Source organism: Jatrophihabitans sp. YIM 134969 (genome assembly GCF_054456675.1).
Genome location: NZ_JBTJEQ010000004.1, coordinates 87,950 through 111,991 on the forward strand (window position 1 = coordinate 87,950; position 24,042 = coordinate 111,991).

A 24,042-nucleotide genomic window follows, 5' to 3' on the forward strand; every position below is an offset into this window, starting at 1 on the left:
GTCAGCTCGCGGTGACGACCTTGCCCGCGATTTGCGAGAGCGGCTCCTGCAGCGCCTGGACGGCCTGCGAGAGCGCGGTGACGTCGGCCGGGGTCAGCTCGTTGTAGTTCACGAAACCCGAGGGGTTCGCGGTGTCCTTGTACTTGTCGAGCGCGGCCAGGCAGGCGTCGAACTCCGAGGTGATCGTCGAGACGATCGCCGGGTCGATCTTGGTCAGGCCGGGCTGCAGGTTCGCGAACGCCTGCTGGGCACCCTCGACGTTCGACGCGAAGTCGAGCAGGTCGATGCGCGAGTAGCGCTCTTCCTCGCCCGTGACCTTGTTCTGCGCGACCTCGTCGAGCAGGCTCACCGCGCCGTTGGCGATCTCGGCGGGCTGGTAGGTCAGGCCCTTGACCAGTCCGTCGAGCTTGGTGACGTTCGTCTGCAGCTCGGTCGCGACCGGCACGAGACCGGCCGTCGACTTCGCCTGCCACAGACCCTTCTCGATGCGGTGGAAGCCACGGAACTGGTCGGCCGGGACGTCACCCTCACGGGCGTCGATGTCGGCATCGAGGTTCTGGTTGCCGCTGGTGAACGACTCGGCCACCGGCTCGATGCGCTCGTAGTAGGCGCGGGCCTTGGCGTACGCGGCCTGGGCGTCGGCGAGGTTGCCCGCCTCGATGGCGTCGACCAGCGGCTGGGTGTTCTCGACCAGCAGGCCCGCCTGCAGCTCGATGTACTGGCCGTAGTCCGCAGAACCCTGCTGCAGCAGCGCCGCGGTGTCGGTGCCGGCCGAGGTCTGGGCCGTACCGCTGATGGTCAGCGGGTTCTCGGGCTTGTCGGTGCCGGGGCAGTACAGCGTGTAGTCGCCGGGCTGCATCTGCAGCGAGAAACTGCCGCTGAACCCCGGCGGGAGGTTCTCCTTCTCGCCGATGATCCGCTCACCGAGGCGCAGCTCGAGCTCGGTGGACCCGGTGGCGTCGGTGTTCTCGACCGTGAAGGTCAGCGCGCCGGCGTCGTAGCTGTCGGACTCGGCCTTGCACCCGCTCTGCGACAGGGTGATCTTCACCGTGTCGGAGGTGCTGGAGGTCGACTTCGCGCCGGAACTCCCGGAGTCACCCCCGGACGAGCAGGCGGCGAGGCCACTGACGGCGAACAGGGACGTCGCGACGGCGACGACCACGCGGGTGGCGCGGCTGGACGGCATGGACTCGGTTGCCCTTCGGAACGTGGAACAGCGGGACGTGGATCGGGGTCTCAGGAGGTCAGGGTCTCGGCGCGCACGCCGGCCTCGGCCGGGGGCGACGCGGCGGGGCGGTCGGTGACGGCGGCGTCCGCGGGTGGTGGAGTACGCCGGCGACGACGGAGGTCGGCGGCGAACACCGCGATCGCGACGACCGCCAGCGCCACCGCGACCACGGCGAGCAGCGTGGCGGCGGAGCGCTCGCTGTCGCGGTCGGCGACGGCGGCGTCCGCGGTGCGGGCCGCGGCGAGGGCGTCGCGGGCGGCGGTGTCGGAGAGGTTCGCGCTCGGCGCGGGGCTCGGAGCGACGACGACCTCGCCGGTCGCCCCCTGCACGACGACCCGGACGTCAGCGGTCCAGCTGACGTCCACGATGCGCCGGGACGCCTCGGCCACCTGCACCGCGACGTCGACGCGTTCGGTCGTCGTGGTCGCGACCGTGCCGGACGCGGGAGCGGTCGCGCCGCGCACGCCCAGCGGGAGCCGGCCGCCGTTGAGCGCGGCGATCTGGTCGAAGGTCAGCTGACCGGTCTCCGTGGTGGCGGGCAGCGAGGCGGTGTAGGTCGAGACCCGGACACCGTCGACCGACTGCGAGGCGCCGATCGTGGTGGGCAGCGTGGTCTCGGCACCGACGGCGCCGGTCACGGGGTCGACCGCCGGCAGCCGCACCCGGCCGTCCTCGACGGTGACGGTGAGGTCGCCGACCGGACCGCTGGTGGCGGTGACCGGCGCGGTGAGCGCGAGGGCGGACGCCGGGAGCGCCGGAGCCGCGAGCGCGATGGCGCCGGCCACGACGCCGGTGACCACGGCGGCGGCCGCGACCAGTCCGGCGATCGTGCGGCGAGCAAGACCCTTGCCCTGCGGCCAGGCGACGTAGAGACCGAGCGGGACCAGGTAGAGCAGCCAGGCGACGAACTCGATGAGCGTGGGCTGCGGCTGGATGCCGAGCATCCCGGTGATCAGTGCACTCTGCACCGATCCGGGGTCGATGACGGCCGAGAGGTCGACGGTCGCCTGCTGGCCGATGTTGATCCAGCCGGCCTCGTGGGCGGTGCGGAACGCGGTCTGCACCAGACCGGCCGCGACCAGCACGAGCACGAAGCCGGTCACCCGGAAGAACTTCGAGAGGTTGATCCGGACGCCACCGCGGTAGATGCCGTAGCCGAGCGCGACGGCGAGCCCGATGCCGAGCAGCGCCCCGCCGCTCGCCGAGCCCCGGTTGGACGCGCCGTTGAAGGCCGCGACCAGGAAGACGGCGGTCTCGAAGCCCTCACGCAGCACGGCGAGGAACGCCATCGCGACCAGCGCCCACGCCGAGCCCTGGGCGAGCGCCGCACCGGCGACGCCCTCGAGCTGCTTCTTCAGGTCGCGGGAGTGCCGCTTCATCCAGACGACCATGTAGGTCACCATCGCGACGGCGATGACGCCGACGACCGTCTCCAGACCCTCCTGCTGCTTCTGCGGCAGGTCCTCGGAGACCAGGTACAGGGCGATCCCGCCGGACGTGCACAGCGCGATCGCGATGCCGACGCCGAGCAGCGCCCACCGCATGAGGTCACCGCGGCCGTTGCGCTTGAGGAACGCCAGCACGATGCCGACGATCAACGACGCCTCGAGGCCTTCGCGGAGGCCGATGACGAAGGTGGGCAGCACGAGCCGTCCTCTCGTCCGTCGCGGGTTAGGTGAGCCTTACCGTGGCGAGGTTAGCCTAAGCGCAGAACGGGTCCGGTCAAGCCCTGGACGGTCCGGAGTGACGCTCGTCCTGCCGGTGAACCCTCAGCCGGAACGCCCCGTTCGGGCGCGGTCAGGCGAAGACGATGGTCTTGGCGCCGTGCACCAGGGTCCGGTGCTCGAGGTGGGCGCGGACCGCCCGGGCGAGCACGACCGTCTCCAGGTCGCGGCCGTGACGCACCAGGTCCGTCACGGAGTCGCGGTGCGAGACCGGGGTGACGTCCTGGGCGATGATCGGGCCCTCGTCGAGATCGACGGTGGCGTAGTGGGCCGTCGCGCCGATGAGCTTGACGCCGCGGCGGTGCGCCTGGTGGTAGGGCCGGGCGCCGGCGAAGGCCGGCAGGAACGAGTGGTGGATGTTGATGATCCGGCCGGCGAAGGGGTCGAGCAGCGTCGGCGTGAGGATCTGCATGTAGCGGGCCATCACCACCAGGTCGGCGCCCGCGGCCTCCAGCACCGCCAACACCTCGCGTTCCTGGCTCGGCTTGGTCTCGGCCGTCACCGGCAGGTGGTGGTACGGCACCCCGCAGAACGCGGCGAGATCGGCGTGGTCGGCGTGGTTCGAGATCACGGTCACGACGTCGGCGGGCAGTTCCCCGGCCCGGAACCGCATGAGCTGGTCGGACAGCACGTGCGGCTCGCGGCTGGCCATCAGGGCGAGCTTGAGGCGGTCGTCGCGGTACCGGACGTCGGCGGTGAAGCCGAAGCGCTCGGCGACCGGCGCGAACGCCGCGGCGACGTCACGGCCGAGGCCGCCGGTGTCGAACTCGATGCGCTGGAAGAACAGGCCGCTGTCGGCGTCGACGTGCTGCTCGGCCGCGACGACGTTGCCACCGTGGTCGAGGACGAACGACGCGGCGGCGTGGACCAGCCCCGGCCGGTCCGGCGCGGACAGCAGCAGGACGGCGGTGGGCAACCTCGGGACCCGGCGGACTAGTTGCTGAAGTGGCGGCGGATGCGCAGCGCCACCAACAGGGCCACGCCCGCGCCGACCGCTCCGACCACGGCCTTGCCGGCGGGCGTCTTGAGCGTCTCGAGCACGGTGTTCTTCGCGTCGTCCGCGAGCCGCTTCGGGCTGGTGCGGGTCGCGAGCTGGTCGAGGGTGTTCGCGAGCTGGTGCCGGGTCCGCTCGATCTCCGCCTGGACCTCGTCGGGCGAACGACTCACGCAAGGCTCCTGGGTGGCGGCGGGGCGGACACACCGGGGTCCCGGCGCGTTCACAGCAGGTTACCGTCACGCCATGTCCGCCACCCGCCTCGCTCCCGGTGACACCGCTCCCGCGTTCACGCTGCCCGACAGCGAGGGTCACGACGTCTCCCTCGCCGACTACGCGGGCCGCCGGGTCGTCGTCTACTTCTACCCGGCCGCCGCGACCCCGGGCTGCACCAAGGAGGCCTGCGACTTCCGCGACAACCTCGCCGATCTCGGCGGCGCCGGCCTCGACGTCGTCGGCATCTCCCCCGACAAGCCCGCCAAGCTGGCGAAGTTCGTGGCCGACCAGGCGCTGACGTTCCCGCTGCTGTCCGACCCCGACAAGGGCGTCCTCGAGGCGTACGGCGCGTGGGGCGAGAAGAAGCTCTACGGCAAGACCGTCACGGGGGTCATCCGCTCGACGTTCGTCATCGGCGCCGACGGCACGGTCGAACAGGCGCTCTACAACGTCAAGGCCACCGGCCACGTCGCGTCGCTGCGCAAGAAGCTCGCGGTCTGAGACGCCCTAAGCTTCACCGGACGGGGCCGTAGCCCAACAGGCAGAGGCGCACGGTTTAGGTCCGTGACAGTGCGGGTTCGACTCCCGCCGGCCCTACCGTTCAGGCGTCACCCGGACGCCCCGACGCGCTCGGGCTCGGGCTCGGGCTGGAAGTCGGGAGCGGCGGTCCGCCCGCGTCGACGTCACGGGGCCGGGGCGTCGACTCCCCCGCACCCTCGCTCGGCGCGGGCTCGGTGCCGACCGGGTCGGTGGTGTCGGCCGGACCGGTGGTGTCGGCCAGGGTGGTCGCGCCGGCGAAGGGGGCGTCGCTCGGGGCGTCGACCGGCGGCTGTGACTGCTCGAGGGCGGCGGGCAGGTCGACGAGCAACCGGTTCGCGATGTAGCGGTACCCGGCGTCGTTCGGGTGCGCGGGCACGGGGCCGGCGAACTGCCTCTCGTTCTCCTGGGTGATCCAGCCCTGCGCGATCGGGTCGACGAAGCCCGCGCCGGTCTGGCGGGCCGCGGCGCGGACGACGTTGCGGGTCGCCAGCAGCCGGGGGCTGACCGGGACGACCGACGGGATCGGGCCCATCACGACGACCTGGGCGTGGGCGAACCGGTGCTGGGCCAGCGTGATCGTGTCGCGGGCGGCGGCCTGGAGCGCCGGCTGGGGGTAGCCGACGTCGTTGCGGCCGCCCTGGATGACCACGATGCGGGGGTCGAGGTCCGCGGGCAGGGCCTCGATGCGCTGGGCGAAGGTGCCCTGGTGGCGCGAGCCCGGGTTGAGGAAGCCGGTGCCCGAGGCCGCGGCGACGGTGAACCGGCGGTCGAGGTTGCCGGCGAGGACCGGCGCGTAACCCGCGCGCGGCGCGGTGGCGCCGAGGCCGACGGTGTACGAGGCGCCCACGAACAGCAACTTGCCGGACGCGATCGCGACCTGGACCTTCTCGTTGCTGGCCATGCTCGGCGTCCCGCCGGACCGATCTCGGCCCGCGGTCTGTGCGGCGATGGCGACGGCCGACAGGACGCAGCCGACGAGGATCGCGAGGGCGACCCCGCGAGCGACGACCTGCGACCGGCTCACGGGGAGGAGTGAAGCACTCGTGAGATGTGGTGTCGCTAGGAGCCGGGAGCGGTTTCAGTCACATCCCAGGCCGCCGGTCACCGTTCAGCCCGGTCGGTCACCGGAGCAGGTGGTGACGGGGCCGCGGGTTCCGCGCTCGCGCGCGGTCCGGAGCGCTTCGCGACCTCCGCTCGTTCGACCTCCGCCAGCGAGGGCCGGCCGGTGAGCGGCATGCTCACCGGCGTGTGACGCGCCAGTTCGGTGAACCCGACCGCGCCGACGACCACGACGAGGTAGGCGAGGACCGTCGCACCGGGTCCCGTGAGGACGTCCGCCAGGCGGTCGCTCGCGAGCCACAGCAGGAACCACAGCACGGCGGGGTGGACGAGGAACACCCCGAACGACCGGTCCGAGGCCGTGCGCAGCCACCGCGCCTGGGTCGAGTCGGCGGCGTGCGACCGCGACCAGAGCACCCCGAGGGAGAGCAGCCCCGCCGTCGCGACGATCGACCACGGGAACATCGCCGGCTGCAACACGGTCGCGGCGCGCTGCGCACCCATGCCGGTGGCGACCTCGAGGGCGAAGAACGCCTCGGTGAGGACGGCCGTGCCGACCACGGTCAGCAGGATGCCCCGGGTGTGGGCCGGGACCCAGGCGCGGATCTCGTCCAGGCGGGTGGCCGCGACCGCGCCGGCGAGGACGTAGAACTGGTAGCTGACGAAGATCGTGTCGCTGTAGGTGACGATGTTCGAGGCCCAACCCGGACCGGGGTTGCCGTAGCGGATCGCCGACAGCACGCCGAACTGCAGCACCGCGCTCGCGACCAGCAACGCGAGGTGGTGCCCGCGGGTCTTCTCGACCAGCCACTGGATCAGCGGGAACAGCAGGTAGATCTGCATGCTGACCAGCAGGAAGTACAGGTGGTACCAGGCGTCGCCGACCCCGATGTTGAACAAGAGCTTCTGGACGAACGCCCCGAGCGACGCCGCCGGGTGGTCGACCTGGTCGAGCGCGGTGTAGAGCACCGACCAGGTCACGTACGGGACCCCGACGAGCGTCAGCCGCCGACGCCAGAAGTTCCGGGTCTGCACCGGCCGGCCCAGGTACTGGTACGTCAGCACGAACCCGGTGAGCGCGAAGAAGGCCGAGCGCGTGAAGTGCAGCATCATCAGCACCGCGTTCGGCCACACCAGGTCGCCCGCGTTGACGTTCGCGACGGTGTGCACGGCGATGACGCTCGCGAACGTCAGCACCCGCACGACGTCGATCTCGTGGACGTGCGCGCGCCGCTTCGGGCGCGTGGTCGCCGCAGGCTCGGTCACGCCCGCACCTCGTGACGCTTGATCTTGCCGGTGGACGCACGCGGGAGGTCGTCGACGACCGTGATCTCCACCGGTCGCTTGAACCGGGAGAGCCCCGCCTCGCAGCGGGCCCGCGCGGCGTCGGCCACCTGGTCGGCCTCACCCGCGAACTCCGGTTGCACCACGAGGAACGCGACCGGCACCTCGCCCAGGACGGGATCCGGACGCCCGACGACCACGGCGTCGCGCACGCGCCGGTCCTCGTGCAGGACCTCCTCGACCTCGCGGGGGAAGACCAGTTCCCCGCCGCGGTTGATGACGTCGTCGGCGCGGCCGGTGAGAGTGAGGAAGCCGTCGGCGTCGAGGGTTCCCATGTCACCGGTGTCGAGCCAGCCGGCGGCGTCGAAGCGGGCGGCGTAGTGCGAGGCCGGCGCGTCGGGGGTGTCGGCGTAGGCGGTGACGACGCCCGGTCCACGGATCCACACCCGGCCGTCGCGGACGTCGACCTCGGTGCCGACCCCTCGACCGACCGAGCCCGCGGGCGCCGAGCCGTCGAGCGGGGTGGCGGTGATCTGGCTGGCGGCCTCGGTCATGCCGTAGCTCTCGACGACCGGCACGCCGAGCGAGGTGGCGACCCACCGCTTGACCGCGGCCGGCAGTGGAGCCGACGCCGAGCGGACGAACCGTAGCGACGGCAGGGGTTCCGGCACGGATTCGCCGGAGAGGATCGACCAGATCGCCGGCACACCGTTGACCCACGTGATCTCGTGCTCACGCAGGAGGTCGAAGAAGCCGGTCCGGTGGAAGCGGGCGTCGAGGACGAGCGTTGCACCCGACACCAGTGAGGCCAGGAGGGCGACCACCTCGGCGTTGATGTGGAACAACGGCAGCGGGTTGTAGCCGCGGTCGTCCTCGGTGAGCGCGTTGTGACGGGCGACCATCGTTGCCACGTACACCAGTTGCCGCTCGTCGAGCTGCACGAGCTTGGGGGCACCGGTGGAGCCGGACGTCGCCAGGGCGATGCCGCCGCCCGCCGGGATCGGCAGCTCCTCGTCGTCGGTCGGTAGCCAAGTTTCGCCGTCCCGGTGCGGCTCGACCCGGTCGATGCGGTGCCACCCGGCGCCCGAGTCGTCGGCGTCGGTCAGGGCGAGGTCGGCGGCCGACACCCGGCGGCTGCGAGCGACGTCCGAGGCGGGGGCGCGGGGGTCGACCGGCACGGCCGTGCGCCCCGACGACGCGATCCCCAGCAGGGCGACGGCCGTGGTCAGCGGGTCGGCGCACCGCACCAGCACCCGACCGCCCGTCGGCGCCCCGAGCTCACCAACGAGTCGGCGGCGCCACCCACGGCAGGCGTCGGCGACGTCGGCGAAGGTCAGGGTCCGGCCGTCGCGGGCATCGACCAGGAACGGGCGGGTGTCGCCCGCCCGCGCCTCGACCAGGTCGCCGAGCACGCCGGGAGGCGGCAGGGCGGCGTCGTCGGCGCGGGACACGAGATCCACTGTGCCCCGTCCGGCGGCGCGCGCCACATCCGGCGCAGCGGGTGAGACAGACCTCGCCCCGCGGGAGCCACCCGACGCCCCGGCCCACCCTCTGCCACGATCGGTGCGTGGGCCGCCTCCGGATCATCGCGATCGCCGTGCTCGCGGTCGTCGCCGTGGTCGCAGGAGGTGTCGCCCTCGCGCTCGGTGCGAGCGGCGCCGGCGGGGACCGCCCGTCCGCCGCGCCGTTCCCGACGCCGACCACCACCCCGACCGACGTCACGGCGGGCGTCGTCGTGCCGGCCGGGGTGGCGGTGTCGGTCGGCCGGCTGGACCAGGACGGCGTGCCCCGCACCTACCTGATCCTGGCGCCGACCACCGTGGAACCGTCGACGCCGCTGATCATCGGCCTGCACGGCCGCAACGCGACCCCCGGCGAGGAGTCACTGCGCGACGGGCTCATCCCCTACGTCGCGTCCGGCGACGCCGTGCTCGTCTACCCGGTCGGCTACGAGCAGGCGTGGAACAACGACGACGGGTGCTGCGGCCTCGCGGTCGCCAAGGGCCTCGACGACGTCGCGTTCGTCGGGATGGTCGACGACGCGGTCCGGGACCAGTTCGGCCTCACCGGGCCGAACTACCTGCTCGGTTACAGCAACGGCGGCCGGTTGGCGTACGCGATCGCCTGCCGCGACACCGCGCGGTACGCCGCGATCGCCACCATCGGCGCGACCCCGACCACTCCGGAGTGCCCGGACGCGGACGTGCCGGTGCCCCTGTTCGCCGGGGTGTTCGGCGACGACACCGAGCTGCCCACCCACGAGGACCCGCAACCGGTCGCGACCGTGCTGGCCGACCTCGAGCAGACCTGGACCGCACGCAACCAGTGCGTGGGGTCGCCGAGCGTCGCCCGCGCCGGCGAGACCACGGTGCGGACCTGGACCTCGTGCACCGCCGGCACGGTCCTCGAGACCGCGGTGTGGGCGCGGGGCGGCCACATCTGGCCGGAAGCCCGGTACGTCGGCCGCCCCGACGGCGCCGACCTGGTCTGGAGCTTCTTCGCAGGCGTCGCCTCACGGGCGGCGCTCGCCGCGGGCTGACCACCCGGAAGGACCGAATTCTGTGTACTTCTGCGGCCCCTGGCCGCAGAAGTACACAGAATTCGGTCAGTGAGCCAGTCGGCAGTCAGTCGGTCTCGTCGTCGTGCTGGCCGCGCTCGTCGGGGGTGTCCTCGGCCGGGTGCTCCGCCGGCGCGCCGACGGGGACGGGTTCACCGAGACGGGCGGCGCGGATGTCCTGACCGACGCTGGTGAGGCAGCGCCCGGACTCCAGGTCCCACTTCCACCCGTGCATGGTGCAGGTCAGCCGGCCGTCCTCGACGTTGCCGAACCGGGACAGGTCGGCCTTGAGGTGCGGGCAGCGGCGCTGCACCTCCCAGCCGTCGAGTTCGATGGTCTCGGCCGCGACCGCCTCGTCCTGCTCCTCGTACCAGCCCTCGGCGTAGTTGAGCCGCTCGTCGGACAGGCACTTGAAGAACGTGTAGACGAACTCGTTGTACGGCCCGATCCGCTTGGCGGAGAACCGGCAGGACAGGAACAGGCTGTTGACCCAGTCGATCTCGTGCTCGTGGACCAGCTGTTCGAGGTACGCCCGCTGGGTGCGCCACTCGTAGCGGACCTTCTCGCCGGTGTAAAGGCGCACCTCGCGTGCGACGAAGTCGACGATCAGGTCGACGTCACCGCGATCGGTGTCCTGTGCAACGATCCGGATCCCGCCGTCGATGCCGGCCGCCATCCGGGTCGACTCGGCCAGCAGCGGGTGGAACCAGGCCTGCAGTTCCGCGAGCAGGTCCAGTTCGGGGTGCGCCCAGGTGGCCTTGGCCGCCTCGACCTCCGGCTGACGCCGCGCCTGCATCGCCTCGAGGTACACGGGCTTCCGCTCCCCGAACACCTCGGCCGGGTCGAACGGGTGGGTCACCGGCGCGCCGTCGACGGCGAGGTCGCTGATCGAACCCGGCAGCAGCAGGCGTCCCTCGTCGTGCCCCTGCTCCTGCAGCCAGGCGAGGAACACCGACTGGTCCGGGAAGATGTTGCCGGGGTCGTCGCCGAAGTCGTTGAAGTCCCAGAGGTCCGGGTCGAGGAAGCACGGCGGCCCGGCGGTGGGGAACACGTACCGCGCCCCGAGCTCGTCGATGTAACGCAGGGTGCGGTCGAACTGCCGCTCCCGCTTCTGCTCCCCCAGCGCCTGCTTCCCGCGCCGCGGCATCTCGTAGACCATCGGGTACCAGATCGCCCCGGAGAACTGGATCAGGTAGGCATCGACCGGGCCCAGTTCCTTGAACGCGTCGAGGGCGCCGGGCCGGGCGTCGTTCTGGTTCAGCACGGTGTGCTCACCGTCCGACACCCACAACGACGAGTCCCCGATCGGACCGTCGGTGGGTGAGGTCAGCGACTGCACCATGACCTGCAACCCGCCGTCGAGTTCGAGGACCTCGTCGGACACCGTCTCGACGAAGTGACGGAACCCCAGGTCCTCGAGCCGGTCGTGCAGTTCGGTCGTCGCGTACGCAGGCAGGAGCACGCGGGTGTCCTTGCTGATGTGCTTCGCGAGGTGCTCGGGGTCGAAGTGGTCGCGGTGCAGGTGGGAGACGTAGAGGTACTCGGCCGTGCCGATCTCGTCCCAGTCCAACCCGGAGTTGTCCGGGAAGGGGAACCAGGAGCCGAAGTACGCCGGGTTGACCCACGGATCGGTGAGGATCCGGCCGTACCGGGTCTCGATGAGCGCCGACGCGTGTCCGAGACCTGTCACCCGCATGACCGTCACGGTAGTTCGCACGGCCGGTCGAACCGGGCCGTGGGTCAGACGTCGGCGCGTCCCAGGATGGCGAACCGCCAGCTGTCGTGCTCGATCGCCGGCTGCGCCAGCACCTCCAACCCGGCCGCCTCGACGTAGCCGCGGAGCACGGCGGGGCGCAGGACGGTGCCGGTGCCCGCCGATCCCGGCGTGGCGAGGGAGTCGGGCAGGCAGATCAGCAGGCTGTAGCCGTACAGCTGCCGCTCGAGGTCGGAGCCGGGGGTCTGCAGCGTCTCGGCCCCGGCCATGTCGGCGAGGAAGACCACGCCGCCCGGGGCGAGGCAGGTGGCGGCGGTGCGCAGCAGCGCGACCGGGTCGGGGACGTCGTGCAGCATCTCGGCCATGACGACCAGGTCGTAGGGGCCGTCGCCGGGCGTCAGCGGGCGGTCGTGGACCTCGACCGCGAGGCCCGCGGCGTTGATCCGTGCCGCCTCGACGCTCGGGCCGTCGACGTCGAACGCGTCGACCCGCGCCGCCGGGAACGCCCGCGCCAACCCGACCGCCGCCCAACCGTGCCCACAGCCGACGTCGGCGACCCGGCCGGCACCGGCCCGGAGCCGGTCCGCCACGTCCGGCAGGTGTTCGGCCACCCACCGTGGGAGCGCCTCGCGCAACGCCACGGCGTTGCCGGAGCCCTGTGCGTCACGGACGTCGGGGTCGTGCTCGGCCCAGCCGAACCCGCCGCCGCTGCGGTAGGCCGCCTCGAGCCCGCGCAGCGACGCCGTCGCGCCCGCGATCTGCCGCAGCAGCGGCAGGAGGTAGGTCGGCGAGTCCGGGTCGGCGAGCACGGGGACGGCCTCGTCGGCCACCCGGAAGCGGCCGTCGTCGTGTTCGAGGTAGCCGCTCACCGCCATGGCCTCACACCACTCCCGCGCGTAGCGGCCCCCGACGCCGGTGGCGGCAGCGACCTCGTCGACGGTGCGGCCGGGGCCGACCAGCGCGGCCCACAGGCCCAGACGGTCGCCGAGCACCATCGCGGCGCCCTCGGTCTGCAGGAGCAGCGTGGTGGCCACCCGGTCGACGACGGTCGCGTGCGTGGTCATCGGGTCAGTGTCGGACCGCGGTGGGCGCGAGGTCACCCTCCCCGCCCGATCGGGCACCCCTCCGGACGGGTACCTGGGCTGATGTGACGACGGTGGCGCTGCTCGGGACCGGGACGATGGGCGCGGGCATGGCCCGCTCGATGCTGCGGGAGGGGCTCGACGTCCGGGCGTGGAACCGCACCCGGGAGAAGGCCGAGCCGCTCGCGGCCGACGGTGCGACTGTGGCCGACTCCGCCGCCGACGCCGTGACCGGCGCCGACGTCGTGGTCCTCATGCTCTTCGACGCCGACTCGGTCCTGGCTGTGCTGGCCGACGCCGCCGAGGCGGCTCCGGACGCCGTCTGGGTGCAGAGCTCGACCACCGGCCTCGACGGCACGGCCCGGATCGCCGCCTTCGCGGCCGAGCACGACCTCGCCCTCGTCGACGCGCCGGTGCTCGGCACCAAGGCCCCGGCCGAGCAGGGCAAGCTCGTCGTGCTCGCCAGCGGCGACCCGTCGCTGCGGGACCGGGTGGCGCCGGTGTTCGACGCCGTCGGTGCGCGGACCGTCTGGGTCGGCGACGAGCTCGGCCGGGCCAGCGCGCTCAAGCTCGTCTGCAACTCGTGGGTCGCTGCGATCACGGCGTCGACGGGTCAAGCCGTCGCTCTCGCCCAGGGCCTCGACCTCGACCCGCACCTGTTCCTCGACGCGATCGCGGGCGGCGCGGTCGACACCCCGTACGCGCACGTCAAGGGCGGCGCGATGATGACGCGGGACTGGAGCGTGTCCTTCGAACTCGACGGGGTCCGCAAGGACCTCGGACTCATCCGCGCCGCGGCCGCCTCGTCCGGCGTCTCGACCACGCTGGTCGACGCCCTCGCCGGCGTGTTCGCCGCGGCGAGCGACCTGGGGCACGGCGGCGACGACATGGCGGCGGTCGTGACCGCCTTCGAGCGACCGGGATCCGGTACGAAGGACGCGTGATCCCGTCCCGGTACGACGTCACCGACGTCGTCGCGGCCCGCCGCCGCACCCGCCCGCCGACCGCCCTGTTCGTGGCCGGCCTCGTGGCCGGGTGGGTGCTCGACGTCGTGGTGATCGTGCTGACCGTGCAGGTCGGGTGGGGCGTGCTCACGGCCGTCGTGGCCGGGATCCTGGGGTACTTCGTGCTGCCGGTGCCGATCGTCACCGCCCTGCGGGAGGTCTGGCTCCGCACCCACCGCGACCGCCGCGCGGAGCTCGACCGGCAGCTCGGCGACCACGTCCCCGGCCTGCGGTCGTGGGTCGACGACCGCACCGGTGGGTCGGCGGGCCTCCCGCCCGACCTCGCCACGACCTGGCTGTTGCGACCGGAACCGGCGTCGGCCCACGAACTGCTCCCGCTCCCACCCGAGCTGACCTGGCAGGTCGGGGGCGCCGCGCTCGCCGCCCGCCACGAGACCGTCGACGGCCGCACACTGCTCCGCCTGGCGGTGTTGCCCAGTGCAACGGACGTGACGGACGGCCCCGAGCCGCCCCCGCTGTGACGCCTACCGGTCGACGAGGACGCCGGCGCCGTGCCCGGCCGCGATCGCCTCGAGTGTGATCACGACCGACCAGGCCGTCACCCGGGAGGTGCGGCCGGCCGACATCGGATCGACAGCGTTCGCCACCGAGATCTCGTAGTCGCCGACGTCGGACCGCATGCTGACGAGGTGTTCGGTGCGGACCACCGCGGGATCCGCGACGACCTCCACCTCGACCTGGTCCAGACCGGTCGTGGCGAGCCCGAGTGTGACTGCGACGTTGGCGGTTCGTGGAAACGCCAGGCCCGCCTGACGGGCCGAGCCCCGGAAGACGGTCGTCGGCCGATCGACCGCCACACCCAGCGCGGTCGGGGTCTTGGTCGTCCGTAGGCGCACGCGTGTGGCGAGCGGGTCGGACGCTCGAGCGGCTGCACCCAGCAGGTCGAGACCACCGATCGCGCCGGCCGGCACGATCACCCGCCCGCGTCCCGAGCCGCCGAGGACGCGGTCGGCGAACGCGTCGTCCGCGAGCACCGCGCACGAGCACAGCACGACGTCGACGCCGCGGTCCACCAACGACGGCAACCACGCGCGTGCCGCGTCGACCCCGGCCGCCTCGACCACGGCGTCGGCCGTCGCGAGCGACGCCAGCGCGACGGCCGGACCGCCGGACCCTGACCGGACGCAGGGACCGGGTTCGCACCCAGCGACCGCTCCACGCAGGACCTCGCCACGGACGGCGCCACCCAACGCACCGAGACCCAGGTGACCAACCGAGAACAGGCTCACCACGCCACCGCCCCGCCGTCGAGCCGCGGGTCCGCAGCTGCGTTGCACAGTGCACCGGTCCGGACCACGGTGTGCGAACTCCGCACACCGAGCTCCGGCAGCTCCGTGCCCTCGTGCCGGACCGCGCGGTCGACCCCGGTGCCGAGGTCCCAGCGGGGAGCCACGAGCGCCGCGCCGAGCCCGGCCGGCGACGCGTCGACGAGCAGGTGGTCCAGCAGTTGCGCGTTCCACCCGACCTGCTGCTCTCCGCCCGGGGTGGCGCCCAGCACCCAATCCCCGCCGTCGCGGAACGCCCACGCGTGCAGCGTCGTACTCGGTCTGCGACCGGGTTCCGGGGCGTTGGGGTGATCCGGTTGCCAGGTGAACCCACGGCCGGCCCGGTTGGACAGGACGAGGTCGGTACCCGGCACGACCAGACCGCTGCCGAACTGGGGGAAGGAGTTCGAGTGCACGACCACCACGGCGTTCCCTTCGTCGTCGCAGGCCGCCACGGTCGAGGTCCCCTCGGTGAGCGGCTCGTCGCGCACACGCGCCACCGCGACCCGCGCCTGCTCGGGGTCGGTCGTAGCCGACCCGGCGGCCACCCGTTCGGCCACGACGCCGAGCAACGCCGGTCCGTAGGTCGGCGCGCCGGTCGCGAACAGCGTGCGGCCGTCAGCGAGCCGGGTCGCCGCCGCCGTCGACTCGACGGCGCGCGCGGCGAGGAGATCGTCAGCCGTCAGGACGCCGCCGTGACGGCCGACGTACTCGACCACCGCGGCGCCGAGTTCCCCCGTGAAGAGCGCCTCGCCCCGCTCGGAGAAGTCCTCGAGGACCCGGGCGAGGCCGGACAACACCACGGTCTCGCCGACCGCGCGCGGCCGCGCCGCCGGGCGGTACACGCTGCCCTCGGGTTGGTGGCGCCGCAGCACGGCGTCGGCCTCACCGGCGAGCCGGGCGTGGGTCGGCGACCAGACGATGCCCCGGCGCGCGATGCGGACCGCAGGCTCGACCAGCGCGGGGAGCGGCATCCGGCCGTACGACGCGAGCCGGGCGTAGCCCGCGGGAGCGCCCGGGACCCCGACCGAGAGTCCGCCGGTCAGCGGGGTCGGCCACCCGCGCGCCGCCGCGACGTCACCCACCCCGACCCCGGACGGCCCGATCGAGACGAGTGCGGTGGGCGCCGTCTCCCCGGCGCGCACGTGCAACGCCACGACGTCGCCGGCCAGTCCGCACTTGGGCGGCAGCAGCACGATCTCGGCGAGGGCCGCGGCGAGGGCGGCGTCGTAGGCGTTGCCGCCGGTCGTGAGGACACCCGCGCCGATCGCGGCCGCGGCGGCCGAGCCGGCCGCGACCGCACCCCGCGTGCCTGTCGCCACGCTCCGGCGGGCGAGGGCGTCACGCGACGCGGAACGGGGGGCGGCGACACTGGCGGTGGTCATGGATATTGGATCCGCCTCTTCATGGAGCTGCTCGGCCCGGTCCCGCGTCGACGCACTCGCCGCATCGCGGCTCGCGGCAGAGGAGGGCACGACATGGTCGACGTGGACTGATGATTCACGGTCGAGGCGGCCACCTCGTCGTGGCGGGCCCCGCGGCCCACTACGCTTGTGACCACGAGCGGCCGGCCGTCGGTCCGCGAATTGTATACGCGAGGAGCACCATGACGACGGTCGGTTCCCGCCACCGGTCGCTGCGCGACGACACCGTCGACGAACTGCGCCGTCTCATCCTGAACGGCGAACTCGAGGCCGGCAGCCGTCTCACCGAGGCGGCCGTGTGCGAGCGGCTCGGCGTGTCCCGGATCCCCGTGCGCGAGGCGTTCCGTCGCCTGGAGGCCGAGGGCCTCCTGCAGTCGCATCCGCGGCGGGGCGTCACCGTGACCGGCCTCGACCCGAACGAACTGACCGTCGTGCGGGAGGTGCGGACCGCCCTGGAGCTCATGGCCGTGCGCCACGTCATCGAACGCGCGGATCCCGGGGCACAGGCGGCGTTCTCGGCGTTGCTCGCCGCGGGCAACGACGCGAACTCCCGCCACGACCTGGACCGCCTGGACCAGGTCAACGAGGACTTCCACGAGGCCATCGGTCGGTGGACCGGGTCACGCTTCCTGGCCGACACGCTGCGGTCGGCCCGCAACCAGGCCCACCACCTCATCGGCGGCAAGACCGCCGCGGTCGACCACTCGTGGGATGAGCACGCGCGGGTCATCGAGGCCGTCCTGGCCGAGGACGCCGACTACGCGGCCCTGCTCATGCGGCGTCACCTCGACGCCCGCCACGAGAACCAGGGAGGTCCGGCGCCACGCGCCGACTGACCGGGGCCACTCGTGGCGGCCACGGTCGCCCGCGATTGTATCCGTCGACAACGTCCCTTCACGGACTGCGCCGAGCTGCCTCCGGTCGAGCCATCGTGCCGGTGACCACACCGAGCACGATGATGCACCACGTGCAACAAATCGTAACGTCCGTGAAACGGGCGTCGTGCAAGGTCTTCCTCATCAGCGGTGCACCTCTGCCGCGTCATGGCGGGTTGACGCAGCGCCTCGCGGTCACGGAGGTCTCAACCCCTTCCGCTGAGCGTGGTCGTGCTCCACACTTGTCCTCACATCGTATTTTGTATCCAGAAAGGCGCCGAGATGTCCGAGGTCTCCTCCCTGCCGTCCCGCACGCCCGACCACGTCCCACGCGCGGCGACGACGGCCCCTGGCGCGCCCGTGGAGGTCCTCGGAGCCGACCACCTGGTCGTCCGGACCGCCGACACCGAGGCGGCGCTCGCGTTCTACACCGGCAAGCTCGGGCTGCGGACCGAACGGGTCGCCGAGTGGCGGGCCGGGACCGCACCGTTCCCGAGCGTCCGCGTCAGCGAGACCTTCGTCATCGACCTCGATGCCCGTCGCCCGGCCGACGGCCGCAACATCGAACACTTCTGCCTGGAAGTCGCCCCCGCGGATCTGCGGGCCATCTGGGAGTCGGGCGACTTCGAGGTGGTGGGCGAACCCGTGCGACGGTGGGGCGCGCGGGGGCCGGCTGATCTCATCTACGTCCGCGACCCGGACGGCAACGTCATCGAGCTGCGGCACTACGGCGAGTCGCAGGGCCTGCAGTACGGCGTGCGGGCGTGACCGCCACCGTGCCGCACGCCGACGCTCCTGCGAGCGCGCCGACCTCAGGTGCGGCGATCGAGGCGCGCGGCTTCAGCGTGAGGTACCACCGGGCGGGCCGGGAGCTGGTTGCGCTCCAGGGCCTCGACCTGGACGTCCGGCCGGGCGAGCTGGTCTCCCTCATCGGACCGTCCGGCTGCGGCAAGTCGACGTTCCTCAAGGCCGTGGCCGACCTGCTGCCGGAAGCGCGCTCCACCGGCACGCTCACCGTCAACGGGCTCACCCCGCAGGAGGCCCGCCGCCGCAACCAGTTCTCCTTCGTCTTCCAGGCCCCCACGCTGCTGCCCTGGCGCACGGTGCGCGAGAACGTCGCCCTGCCGCTGCAGGTGGCGCCGCGGTCGGCGGCCCGGGGCGCGGTGGACATCGACGACCTGCTCACCCGGGTCGGCCTCCAGGACTTCGCCGAGTCCTACCCGCACGAGTGCTCGGGTGGCATGCAGCAACGGGTCTCCATCGCGCGGGCGCTCACCCTGTCGCCGTCGGTGCTGCTCATGGACGAACCGTTCGGCGCGCTCGACGAGATCACCCGCGAACAGGTCAACCTGGAACTGCTGCGGATCCTCGGCGACGACGGACCCGCGGTCGTCCTGGTCACCCACTCGATCAGCGAGGCGGTCTTCATGTCGGACCGGGTCGTCGTGCTGACCGGCCGCCCCGGCGAGGTGCGCGACGAGATCGCGATCGACCTGCCGAAACCGCGCGTACCGGCCCTGCGCCGGACCGAACAGTTCTCCGACCTCGAACACCGCGTCCGCGAGTCGCTCGGCGTCTGAACCACCCTCCCCCGGACCCCGCACCATCCACCTCCGCCAGGGCGCCGTCGACGTCGGCCCGGTCCTCCACCGCACCCCTCGAGGAGTCGAGCATGTCCCGTCCCACCCCGCCCGCGCCGCTGCACCGGCGCGGGATGCGGTTCGTCGCCCTGGCGTCGTCCGCCGCCTTCGCCGCGGCGGCACTCGCCGCCTGTTCCTCCGGATCCGATTCGGGAACGACCGATGCCGCGGGCAACCCCACGACCCAGGTCGACTTCGTCTTCGACTGGATCCCCACCGCGGGCGACGTCCCCGTCCTCGCCGCCCAGGAGTTCGGGTGGTTCACCGAGGGCGGCATCAGCGTGACGACGAAGCCGGGTGGCCCCGAGGTGGGCGGCTCGACGTTGGTGTCGGCGGGCCAGCAGGACATCGGCATCGCGCCGCCCACGGGCGTCATGGCCGCGCGGGCGAACGGAGCGCCGCTGGTGTCCGTCGGTCTGACCCAGCCCACGGGACCCACCGGGCTGATCTGCAACCCCGACGCCGGCATCTCGGCCGACGACCCCACCACGCTCGACGGCAAGACCATCGGCCTGAGCAACAACGCCAACGACGCGATCATGACCAAGTGGTTCGAGGAGAACGGCGTCGACAGCGGCTCGATCAAGCGGGTCGCGACCGGTGCGGACGCCGCCCTGATGTTCGCGGGGCAGGTCGACTGCCAGCCGAACTTCCTCACCAACGTCCCCCTGCAGGTGACCGAGCACTACGGCAAACAGGCGGTCGTCTTCAAGACCAGTGAGGTCGGCGCGGTCGGTCAGTCGATCATCACCAACGAGAAGTTCCTCGCCGAGCACCAGGACGCGGTCCAGGCCTTCCTCACCGGCTACGCGAAGGGCATGCAGTGGGCGCTCGCGAACGTCGACGACGCCGTCGCCCTCATCACCAAGACCTACCCGGACTACGACGCCGCGCAGGCGAAGGAGGAACTGCCGCTGCTGCAGCAGTTCTGGGTCAACGACGTCGACGAGCAGAAGGGTCTGCTCTACTTCGACAAGTCCACGCTGCAGCCGACCTACGACGTCATCAAGGGCACCGAGTGGCTGCCGAAGGACATCGACCTGAACGAGGCGTTCAGCACCGCGGCGCTTCCCGACCCAGCGATCATGCCGTGACCCTCGTCGACGAGGCCCGCATCACGCGGGGTCTGCCGCCCGCTGACGACCGGCCGATGGTGGGCCGCAGGGGTGGCCGCGCCCGCACCGTGTGGCTCGCGAGCCGTTCGGTGGTCCAACCGCTGGTCGCGACCGTCGTGGTGTTGGCGGTCTGGCAGGCCATCGTGCGGGTCCGCGACGTGTCGCCGTTCATCGTGCCGGCGCCGACGGAGGTGCTGGCCGCGTTCACCGAGAAGCCGCAGGTCCTGTTCGACAACCTCTGGACCACCGTCCAGGAGGCTGTGCTCGGCCTGCTGGCGGCGTTCGTCGTGGGCACGCTGGTGGGTGCGGTCATCGCGTACAGCGGCGTCGCCCGCCGGGTGATCTACCCCTACCTGGTCGTCCTGCACATCACGCCGATCGTCGCGATCGCGCCGCTGCTCGCGATCTGGTTCGGGCTCGGCATGGGCACCAAGGTCATCGTCACGTTCCTCATCGCCTTCTTCCCGTTGACCGTCGGCGCCGCGAGCGGCCTGCGGTCGGCCGACGGCGAGATGATCACCCTGATGCGGTCTCTCAACGCCTCGGAACGTCAGGTGCTGTGGCGGGTGCGGTTCCCCGCGGCCGCGGTCCCGATGATGGCGGGTCTGCGGATCGCGGCCCCGGCCACGGTGGTCGGTGCGGTCATCGCCGAGTTCGTCTCACCGGACAAGGGCCTGGGCTACCTCATCCTGCAGGCCAAGAACAGTCTCGCCACCGCGGACCTGTTCCTGTCGATCGCGGCCTGTGCGGCGCTCGGTCTCGTCTTCTTCGGTGTCGCCACCACCGCTGAACGCCGCCTGCTGCACTGGCATCCGTCGATGCGGGAGGCGTCGTGACGGGCGCCGACACCGTCGCCTACCTCGGTGCCACGGTCGTCCCCGGCGACGGTCGCCCTCCGGTCCGCGACGCGGTCCTGCTCGTCTCACACGGACGGGTCGTCGCGCTCGGCGGTGCGACCACGCCCGTGCCAGCCGACGCCACGCGTGTCGACGTGCGCGGACGTTGGATCCTCCCGGGGCTGACCGAATCGCACGCACACATCTCGGGTTTCGCGTCGGAGGCCTACCACCCTGAGGTGGAGGGGAAGTTCCGGGCCGCACCGCCGCTCATGGAGTCCATGCTCCGGTGGGGTGTCACCACCGTCCGTGACACCGGCGGCCCGGATCTCGCCTCCACCCAGGCGTTGCAGCGGCACGGGCAGCGGTGGCCGCGTTTCTTCGGCTCGGGCCCCAACCTCGACGGCCACCCGGGCGGGCCGTGGAAGGGCATGTGGAAGACCGACGACCCGGTCGAGGTCCGCGACCTGGTCGAGATCGAGTACGACGCCGGCATGGACTTCATCAAGGTGTACGCCTGGATGAACGAGGAGGTCATGACCGCGGCGATCCGCGCGGCGCACGAGTTCGGCCTCCGCGTCGCGGGTCACGTCGGTGGCGTCGTGACCGCCGAACGGGCCGTCGAGATCGGCATCGATGCGCTCGAGCACGTGCGGATCGGACGTGAACTGGTGCCCGAGGACCTGCTCCCGCAGCTGTACGCACTGCCGGCGAAGCCGCGCGACATCATGGCGTCGTCGAAGCCCTGGCGGTTCGTCGACCTCGACTCGCCGCCGGTCGAGCGCGTCATCGACCTGCTCGTGGCCAGCGGGACCTACCTGACACCGACCCTGGCCATCTTCGAGACCCACCTCGATCCCGACGGTGAGCAGGCGGGCGACCCGTCGCTGCACCACCACGACTCGATCACGGGTGAACTGCAGTACGACGGGTCGGAGACCGAGGCGGCGCGTCACGAGTTCGAGCTCATGCAGGCGTTCGTCGGGCGGGCCCACGCCGCCGGCGTCCGCATCTGCGCGGGCTCGGACACACCCAGCCCGGTGCTGACACCAGGTGAGTCCCTGCACACCGAGTTGGGTCTGCTCGTGCAGGCCGGCCTCACCCCGCTGCAGGCCATCGAGGCCGCGACCTCCGTGCCGGCGCGTCTGCTCGGCCACGGCCACGAGATCGGCGCACTGAGCAACGGTCTGCACGCGGACTTCGTCGTCCTCGACGCCGACCCGCTGGCCGACATCGCGAACACCCGCTCGATCGAGAGCGTGTTCCTGGGCGGTACCCCCGCCTGGACGCGCGACCAGGAGCTGCTCCCCGCGGGGAGCTGAGTACGACGGCGCTTCTCCCTGAAGAGTCTGGCTGCACCACCGCACGGAAGGACACCACACCCGTGACCACCATCAGTGACGACGCCGTCGCCACGCTGCAACGAAGGGTCGACGAACTCGAGTCGGTGAACGCCATCAACCAGCTGATGACCGACTACATGTACGCCTGCGACCGGAAGGCGGACAAGGGTCACCACGTCGCGATCCTGTTCGCCCCGGACGGCCGCTGGGCGAGCGTGGGCGACCTCGGCAAGCCGACCTGGGGTGCGCAGGGCTACGACGAACTCAAGAAGAAGTTCGACCGCAACGTCGAACGCATGCCCTTCACCGCGCACTTCTGTACCAACAGCCAGATCGCGCTCGACGGCGACACCGCCACCGGCGCGTGGATGTACCTGCAACCGAGCACCTACCGCGACGGCACCGCCATCTGGAGTGCCGGCGAGTACCACAACACGTTCGTCCGTCTGGACGGCACGTGGCTCATCTCAGAACTCACCGTCTCCAACTACTTCACCACGCCCTACGACAAGGGCTGGGCCGTCTGCCGGGAGGTCGACACACCGTGATCCGCTACGAAGTCATGCGCCACGTCCAGTACGGCAAGATCGGCGAGTTCCTCGCCTTGCAGCAGCAGAAGAACGAGCTGCTCGAGAAGCACGGTCTCACGCCGTACACCGTCTTCTGCCCGGCCTTCGGCGGCCTGCACCACCTCACGATGGAGGCGAACTACGACTCCATCGAGGAGTACGCGGCCGAGGCCAAGGTTGCGGAAGGCATCGACGAGATGGGCGCGATCAACGGCGCCCTGATCCAGCTCGTGGTGCCGGGCACCGCGCAGGACCAGCTGCGCAAGACTCAACTGGTGCCCGGGGGTGTGCTCGATGCCAGCTGACGCGGCTCCCTCCTTGACGGACGCCGCGCGCTCGGCTGCGAGGGACGTGCTCGCCGAGGCGGTCGACTGCGACGGGCCGGTTGCCGACGCGCGCATCCTGCCTGGCAGGGCCTACACCGACGAGGAGTTCTTCGAGTTCGAGAAGCGGGCGGTCTTCGATCGGGAGTGGCTGTGTGTCGCGCACACCAGCGAGATCCCGAACGCGGGCGACCAGCTGAACCTTGTCATCCTGGACGAACCGGTGGTGGTCCTGCGTGACACCACCGGCGAGGTCCGCGCCTACTCCGCGATCTGCCAGCACCGCGGGCACCCGCTGTTCGGCGGGGTCGCCGGCACGGGGATGGGGCTGCCGTGCCAGAACGGCGAACGGCTGGTGTGTCCGTACCACAACTGGACGTACGACCTGGACGGCACGTTGGTCGCCGCGCCGTTCATGCAGAAGACGACCCCGGTGTCTGAGCTGCGTCGCACGGTCAAGCTGCCGGAGATCGCGGTCTCGGTGTTCCACGGCCTGGTGTTCGTCAACTTCACCGCGCAGCCGGACACGGTGGCGTCGTCGCTGAAGGCGTTCGGCGAGGAGATCGCGGCGTTCCAGCTGCCGGAGCTGGTCGCCATGCCGACGACCGTGCGCGAGGACCTGCCCTGGAACTGGAAGCTGCACCACGAGAACGCGATGGAGCCGTACCACACGGCCTTCGTACACCGCGGCATCCACGAGGAAGCGCCGCCGAAGCTCGCCCAGTTCTGCGACTTCGACCCGGAAGTCGACGGCGCGGTCATGCACCCGACCTACCTGGTCGACGCCGAGGTCGGCCTCGCCACGGGCAGTGACGAGAAATTGCTCAGCCCGCGCATCGAGGGGCTGTCGGAGGAGCAGATCTCGCGCATCATGTTCGCGTCGGTGATGCCGACGCTGTTCATCATCCTGCAGCCGTCGTTCGTGGCGTTGTCGTTCGTCCTACCGCAGTCGGCGCAGAAGATGACGCTGCGACGGGTGGACCTCTACCCGAAGGCCGCGGTCGAGCAGGAGGGCTTCCGGGAGGCGTACGCCAAGCAGGTCCTCGCGCGCCAGGTCGCCATCGACCAGGACACCGACACGACGTCGGCGATGCAGAAGGCGTTCTCCTCGCGCTGGATGGGCCGCGGTCCGTTGTCCTACCTCGAGCAGCCGATCGTCCAGCTCAACCAGTGGCTGCTGCGGCGGTACCGGGCCTCCGTCGGCGAGACCGTCGACGCCTGACCCCTCC

24 protein-coding genes and 1 tRNA gene are annotated in these 24,042 nt (G+C 71.9%); 14 read left to right on the forward strand and 11 right to left on the reverse strand.

Annotated elements, in window-relative coordinates; translation table 11 throughout:
• Nucleotide 1: 1 nt before the first annotated feature.
• The 4 genes from efeO to ACXR2U_RS03865 form a co-directional block, all read right to left on the reverse strand.
• Nucleotides 2–1,186, reverse strand: a complete 1,185-nt coding sequence (gene efeO / locus ACXR2U_RS03850; RefSeq protein ID WP_458823604.1) for an iron uptake system protein EfeO — start codon at nucleotides 1,184–1,186, stop codon at nucleotides 2–4.
• 50 nt (nucleotides 1,187–1,236) lie between these two features.
• Nucleotides 1,237–2,874 (reverse strand): iron uptake transporter permease EfeU, encoded by a 1,638-nt coding sequence (gene efeU / locus ACXR2U_RS03855; RefSeq protein ID WP_458823605.1) that lies wholly within the window; start codon nucleotides 2,872–2,874, stop codon nucleotides 1,237–1,239.
• 151 nt (nucleotides 2,875–3,025) lie between these two features.
• Nucleotides 3,026–3,868 (reverse strand): formyltetrahydrofolate deformylase, encoded by an 843-nt coding sequence (gene purU / locus ACXR2U_RS03860; protein ID WP_458823606.1) that lies wholly within the window; start codon nucleotides 3,866–3,868, stop codon nucleotides 3,026–3,028.
• Nucleotides 3,869–3,885: 17 nt separating this feature from the next.
• Nucleotides 3,886–4,119, reverse strand: coding sequence for a DUF3618 domain-containing protein (locus ACXR2U_RS03865; RefSeq protein WP_458823607.1), 234 nt, complete (start codon nucleotides 4,117–4,119; stop codon nucleotides 3,886–3,888).
• Between the two features lie 73 nt (nucleotides 4,120–4,192).
• Between ACXR2U_RS03865 and bcp the strand changes: the two genes are divergently transcribed.
• Both bcp and ACXR2U_RS03875 read left to right on the forward strand, forming a co-directional pair.
• Nucleotides 4,193–4,663 carry a thioredoxin-dependent thiol peroxidase gene (gene bcp, locus ACXR2U_RS03870; RefSeq protein ID WP_458823608.1) on the forward strand — a complete coding sequence of 157 codons (471 nt, stop codon included), beginning with the start codon at nucleotides 4,193–4,195 and terminating at the stop codon, nucleotides 4,661–4,663.
• Between the two features lie 22 nt (nucleotides 4,664–4,685).
• Nucleotides 4,686–4,759 (forward strand) — tRNA-Leu (locus ACXR2U_RS03875).
• A gap of 4 nt (nucleotides 4,760–4,763) precedes the next feature.
• On the opposite strand, the gene ACXR2U_RS03880 is transcribed toward ACXR2U_RS03875, so the two are convergent.
• The 3 genes from ACXR2U_RS03880 to ACXR2U_RS03890 form a co-directional block, all read right to left on the reverse strand.
• Nucleotides 4,764–5,726, reverse strand: a complete 963-nt coding sequence (locus ACXR2U_RS03880; protein WP_458823609.1) for an SGNH/GDSL hydrolase family protein — start codon at nucleotides 5,724–5,726, stop codon at nucleotides 4,764–4,766.
• Between the two features lie 77 nt (nucleotides 5,727–5,803).
• Entirely contained in the window at nucleotides 5,804–7,027 is a 1,224-nt protein-coding gene (locus tag ACXR2U_RS03885; RefSeq protein WP_458823610.1) for an acyltransferase, read from the reverse strand.
• Complete coding sequence (locus tag ACXR2U_RS03890) at nucleotides 7,024–8,496, reverse strand: class I adenylate-forming enzyme family protein (RefSeq protein WP_458823611.1); 1,473 nt, start codon at nucleotides 8,494–8,496, stop codon at nucleotides 7,024–7,026. The genes ACXR2U_RS03885 and ACXR2U_RS03890 overlap by 4 nt, the downstream gene beginning before the upstream one ends.
• A 116-nt stretch (nucleotides 8,497–8,612) precedes the next feature.
• Between ACXR2U_RS03890 and ACXR2U_RS03895 the strand changes: the two genes are divergently transcribed.
• Entirely contained in the window at nucleotides 8,613–9,584 is a 972-nt protein-coding gene (locus ACXR2U_RS03895; RefSeq protein WP_458823612.1) for a CE1 family esterase, read from the forward strand.
• A gap of 85 nt (nucleotides 9,585–9,669) precedes the next feature.
• On the opposite strand, the gene ACXR2U_RS03900 is transcribed toward ACXR2U_RS03895, so the two are convergent.
• Both ACXR2U_RS03900 and ACXR2U_RS03905 read right to left on the reverse strand, forming a co-directional pair.
• Complete coding sequence (locus ACXR2U_RS03900; protein ID WP_458823613.1) at nucleotides 9,670–11,298, reverse strand: Rieske 2Fe-2S domain-containing protein; 1,629 nt, start codon at nucleotides 11,296–11,298, stop codon at nucleotides 9,670–9,672.
• Nucleotides 11,299–11,342: 44 nt separating this feature from the next.
• Nucleotides 11,343–12,380, reverse strand: coding sequence for a class I SAM-dependent methyltransferase (locus tag ACXR2U_RS03905; RefSeq protein WP_458823614.1), 1,038 nt, complete (start codon nucleotides 12,378–12,380; stop codon nucleotides 11,343–11,345).
• A 92-nt stretch (nucleotides 12,381–12,472) separates the two neighbouring features.
• Here ACXR2U_RS03905 and ACXR2U_RS03910 point away from each other — a divergent pair, with 92 nt between their 5' ends.
• Both ACXR2U_RS03910 and ACXR2U_RS03915 read left to right on the forward strand, forming a co-directional pair.
• Nucleotides 12,473–13,342, forward strand: coding sequence for an NAD(P)-dependent oxidoreductase (locus ACXR2U_RS03910; RefSeq protein ID WP_458823615.1), 870 nt, complete (start codon nucleotides 12,473–12,475; stop codon nucleotides 13,340–13,342).
• Nucleotides 13,339–13,884: a hypothetical protein gene (locus ACXR2U_RS03915; protein ID WP_458823616.1), complete on the forward strand. Its 546-nt coding sequence runs from the start codon at nucleotides 13,339–13,341 to the stop codon at nucleotides 13,882–13,884. The genes ACXR2U_RS03910 and ACXR2U_RS03915 overlap by 4 nt, the downstream gene beginning before the upstream one ends.
• A gap of 3 nt (nucleotides 13,885–13,887) precedes the next feature.
• Here ACXR2U_RS03915 and ACXR2U_RS03920 read toward each other — a convergent pair whose 3' ends face one another.
• Together ACXR2U_RS03920 and ACXR2U_RS03925 are read right to left on the reverse strand one after the other, a co-directional pair.
• On the reverse strand, nucleotides 13,888–14,652 hold the full coding sequence (locus ACXR2U_RS03920) for an aspartate dehydrogenase domain-containing protein (RefSeq protein WP_458823617.1): 765 nt from the start codon (nucleotides 14,650–14,652) through the stop codon (nucleotides 13,888–13,890).
• The gene (locus tag ACXR2U_RS03925) at nucleotides 14,649–16,073 is read right to left on the reverse strand and encodes a gamma-glutamyltransferase (RefSeq protein ID WP_458823618.1); all 1,425 of its coding nucleotides are present in this window, start codon (nucleotides 16,071–16,073) and stop codon (nucleotides 14,649–14,651) included. Before ACXR2U_RS03925 ends, ACXR2U_RS03920 begins: the two co-directional genes overlap by 4 nt.
• 221 nt (nucleotides 16,074–16,294) lie before the next feature.
• Here ACXR2U_RS03925 and ACXR2U_RS03930 point away from each other — a divergent pair, with 221 nt between their 5' ends.
• The 9 genes from ACXR2U_RS03930 to ACXR2U_RS03970 all read left to right on the forward strand — a co-directional run bounded on the left by ACXR2U_RS03930 (nucleotide 16,295) and on the right by ACXR2U_RS03970 (nucleotide 24,035).
• Entirely contained in the window at nucleotides 16,295–16,948 is a 654-nt protein-coding gene (locus ACXR2U_RS03930) for a GntR family transcriptional regulator (RefSeq protein WP_458823619.1), read from the forward strand.
• A gap of 321 nt (nucleotides 16,949–17,269) precedes the next feature.
• Complete coding sequence (locus ACXR2U_RS03935) at nucleotides 17,270–17,755, forward strand: VOC family protein (protein ID WP_458823620.1); 486 nt, start codon at nucleotides 17,270–17,272, stop codon at nucleotides 17,753–17,755.
• Entirely contained in the window at nucleotides 17,752–18,567 is an 816-nt protein-coding gene (locus tag ACXR2U_RS03940) for an ABC transporter ATP-binding protein (protein ID WP_458823621.1), read from the forward strand. The genes ACXR2U_RS03935 and ACXR2U_RS03940 overlap by 4 nt, the downstream gene beginning before the upstream one ends.
• A 92-nt stretch (nucleotides 18,568–18,659) precedes the next feature.
• Complete coding sequence (locus tag ACXR2U_RS03945; protein WP_458823622.1) at nucleotides 18,660–19,721, forward strand: ABC transporter substrate-binding protein; 1,062 nt, start codon at nucleotides 18,660–18,662, stop codon at nucleotides 19,719–19,721.
• Nucleotides 19,718–20,578: an ABC transporter permease gene (locus ACXR2U_RS03950; RefSeq protein WP_458823623.1), complete on the forward strand. Its 861-nt coding sequence runs from the start codon at nucleotides 19,718–19,720 to the stop codon at nucleotides 20,576–20,578. Before ACXR2U_RS03945 ends, ACXR2U_RS03950 begins: the two co-directional genes overlap by 4 nt.
• Nucleotides 20,575–21,900: an amidohydrolase family protein gene (locus tag ACXR2U_RS03955; protein ID WP_458823624.1), complete on the forward strand. Its 1,326-nt coding sequence runs from the start codon at nucleotides 20,575–20,577 to the stop codon at nucleotides 21,898–21,900. The genes ACXR2U_RS03950 and ACXR2U_RS03955 overlap by 4 nt, the downstream gene beginning before the upstream one ends.
• A 62-nt stretch (nucleotides 21,901–21,962) precedes the next feature.
• Nucleotides 21,963–22,469, forward strand: coding sequence for a nuclear transport factor 2 family protein (locus tag ACXR2U_RS03960; protein WP_458823625.1), 507 nt, complete (start codon nucleotides 21,963–21,965; stop codon nucleotides 22,467–22,469).
• Nucleotides 22,466–22,795 (forward strand): hypothetical protein, encoded by a 330-nt coding sequence (locus ACXR2U_RS03965; RefSeq protein ID WP_458823626.1) that lies wholly within the window; start codon nucleotides 22,466–22,468, stop codon nucleotides 22,793–22,795. Before ACXR2U_RS03960 ends, ACXR2U_RS03965 begins: the two co-directional genes overlap by 4 nt.
• A 13-nt stretch (nucleotides 22,796–22,808) precedes the next feature.
• Entirely contained in the window at nucleotides 22,809–24,035 is a 1,227-nt protein-coding gene (locus ACXR2U_RS03970; protein ID WP_458823627.1) for an aromatic ring-hydroxylating oxygenase subunit alpha, read from the forward strand.
• Nucleotides 24,036–24,042 lie beyond the last annotated feature (7 nt).

Excerpts from the sequence above, each read along its gene's own strand:
- ACXR2U_RS03930 (WP_458823619.1), top strand. The coding sequence starts at position 16,295 with ATGACGACGGTCGGTTCCCGCCACCGGTCGCTGCGCGACGACACCGTC.
- ACXR2U_RS03905 (WP_458823614.1), bottom strand. The coding sequence starts at position 12,380 with ATGACCACGCACGCGACCGTCGTCGACCGGGTGGCCACCACGCTGCTC.
- efeO (WP_458823604.1), bottom strand. The coding sequence starts at position 1,186 with ATGCCGTCCAGCCGCGCCACCCGCGTGGTCGTCGCCGTCGCGACGTCC.
- ACXR2U_RS03945 (WP_458823622.1), top strand. The coding sequence starts at position 18,660 with ATGTCCCGTCCCACCCCGCCCGCGCCGCTGCACCGGCGCGGGATGCGG.
- ACXR2U_RS03900 (WP_458823613.1), bottom strand. The coding sequence starts at position 11,298 with ATGCGGGTGACAGGTCTCGGACACGCGTCGGCGCTCATCGAGACCCGG.
- bcp (WP_458823608.1), top strand. The coding sequence starts at position 4,193 with ATGTCCGCCACCCGCCTCGCTCCCGGTGACACCGCTCCCGCGTTCACG.
- ACXR2U_RS03935 (WP_458823620.1), top strand. The coding sequence starts at position 17,270 with ATGTCCGAGGTCTCCTCCCTGCCGTCCCGCACGCCCGACCACGTCCCA.
- ACXR2U_RS03925 (WP_458823618.1), bottom strand. The coding sequence starts at position 16,073 with ATGACCACCGCCAGTGTCGCCGCCCCCCGTTCCGCGTCGCGTGACGCC.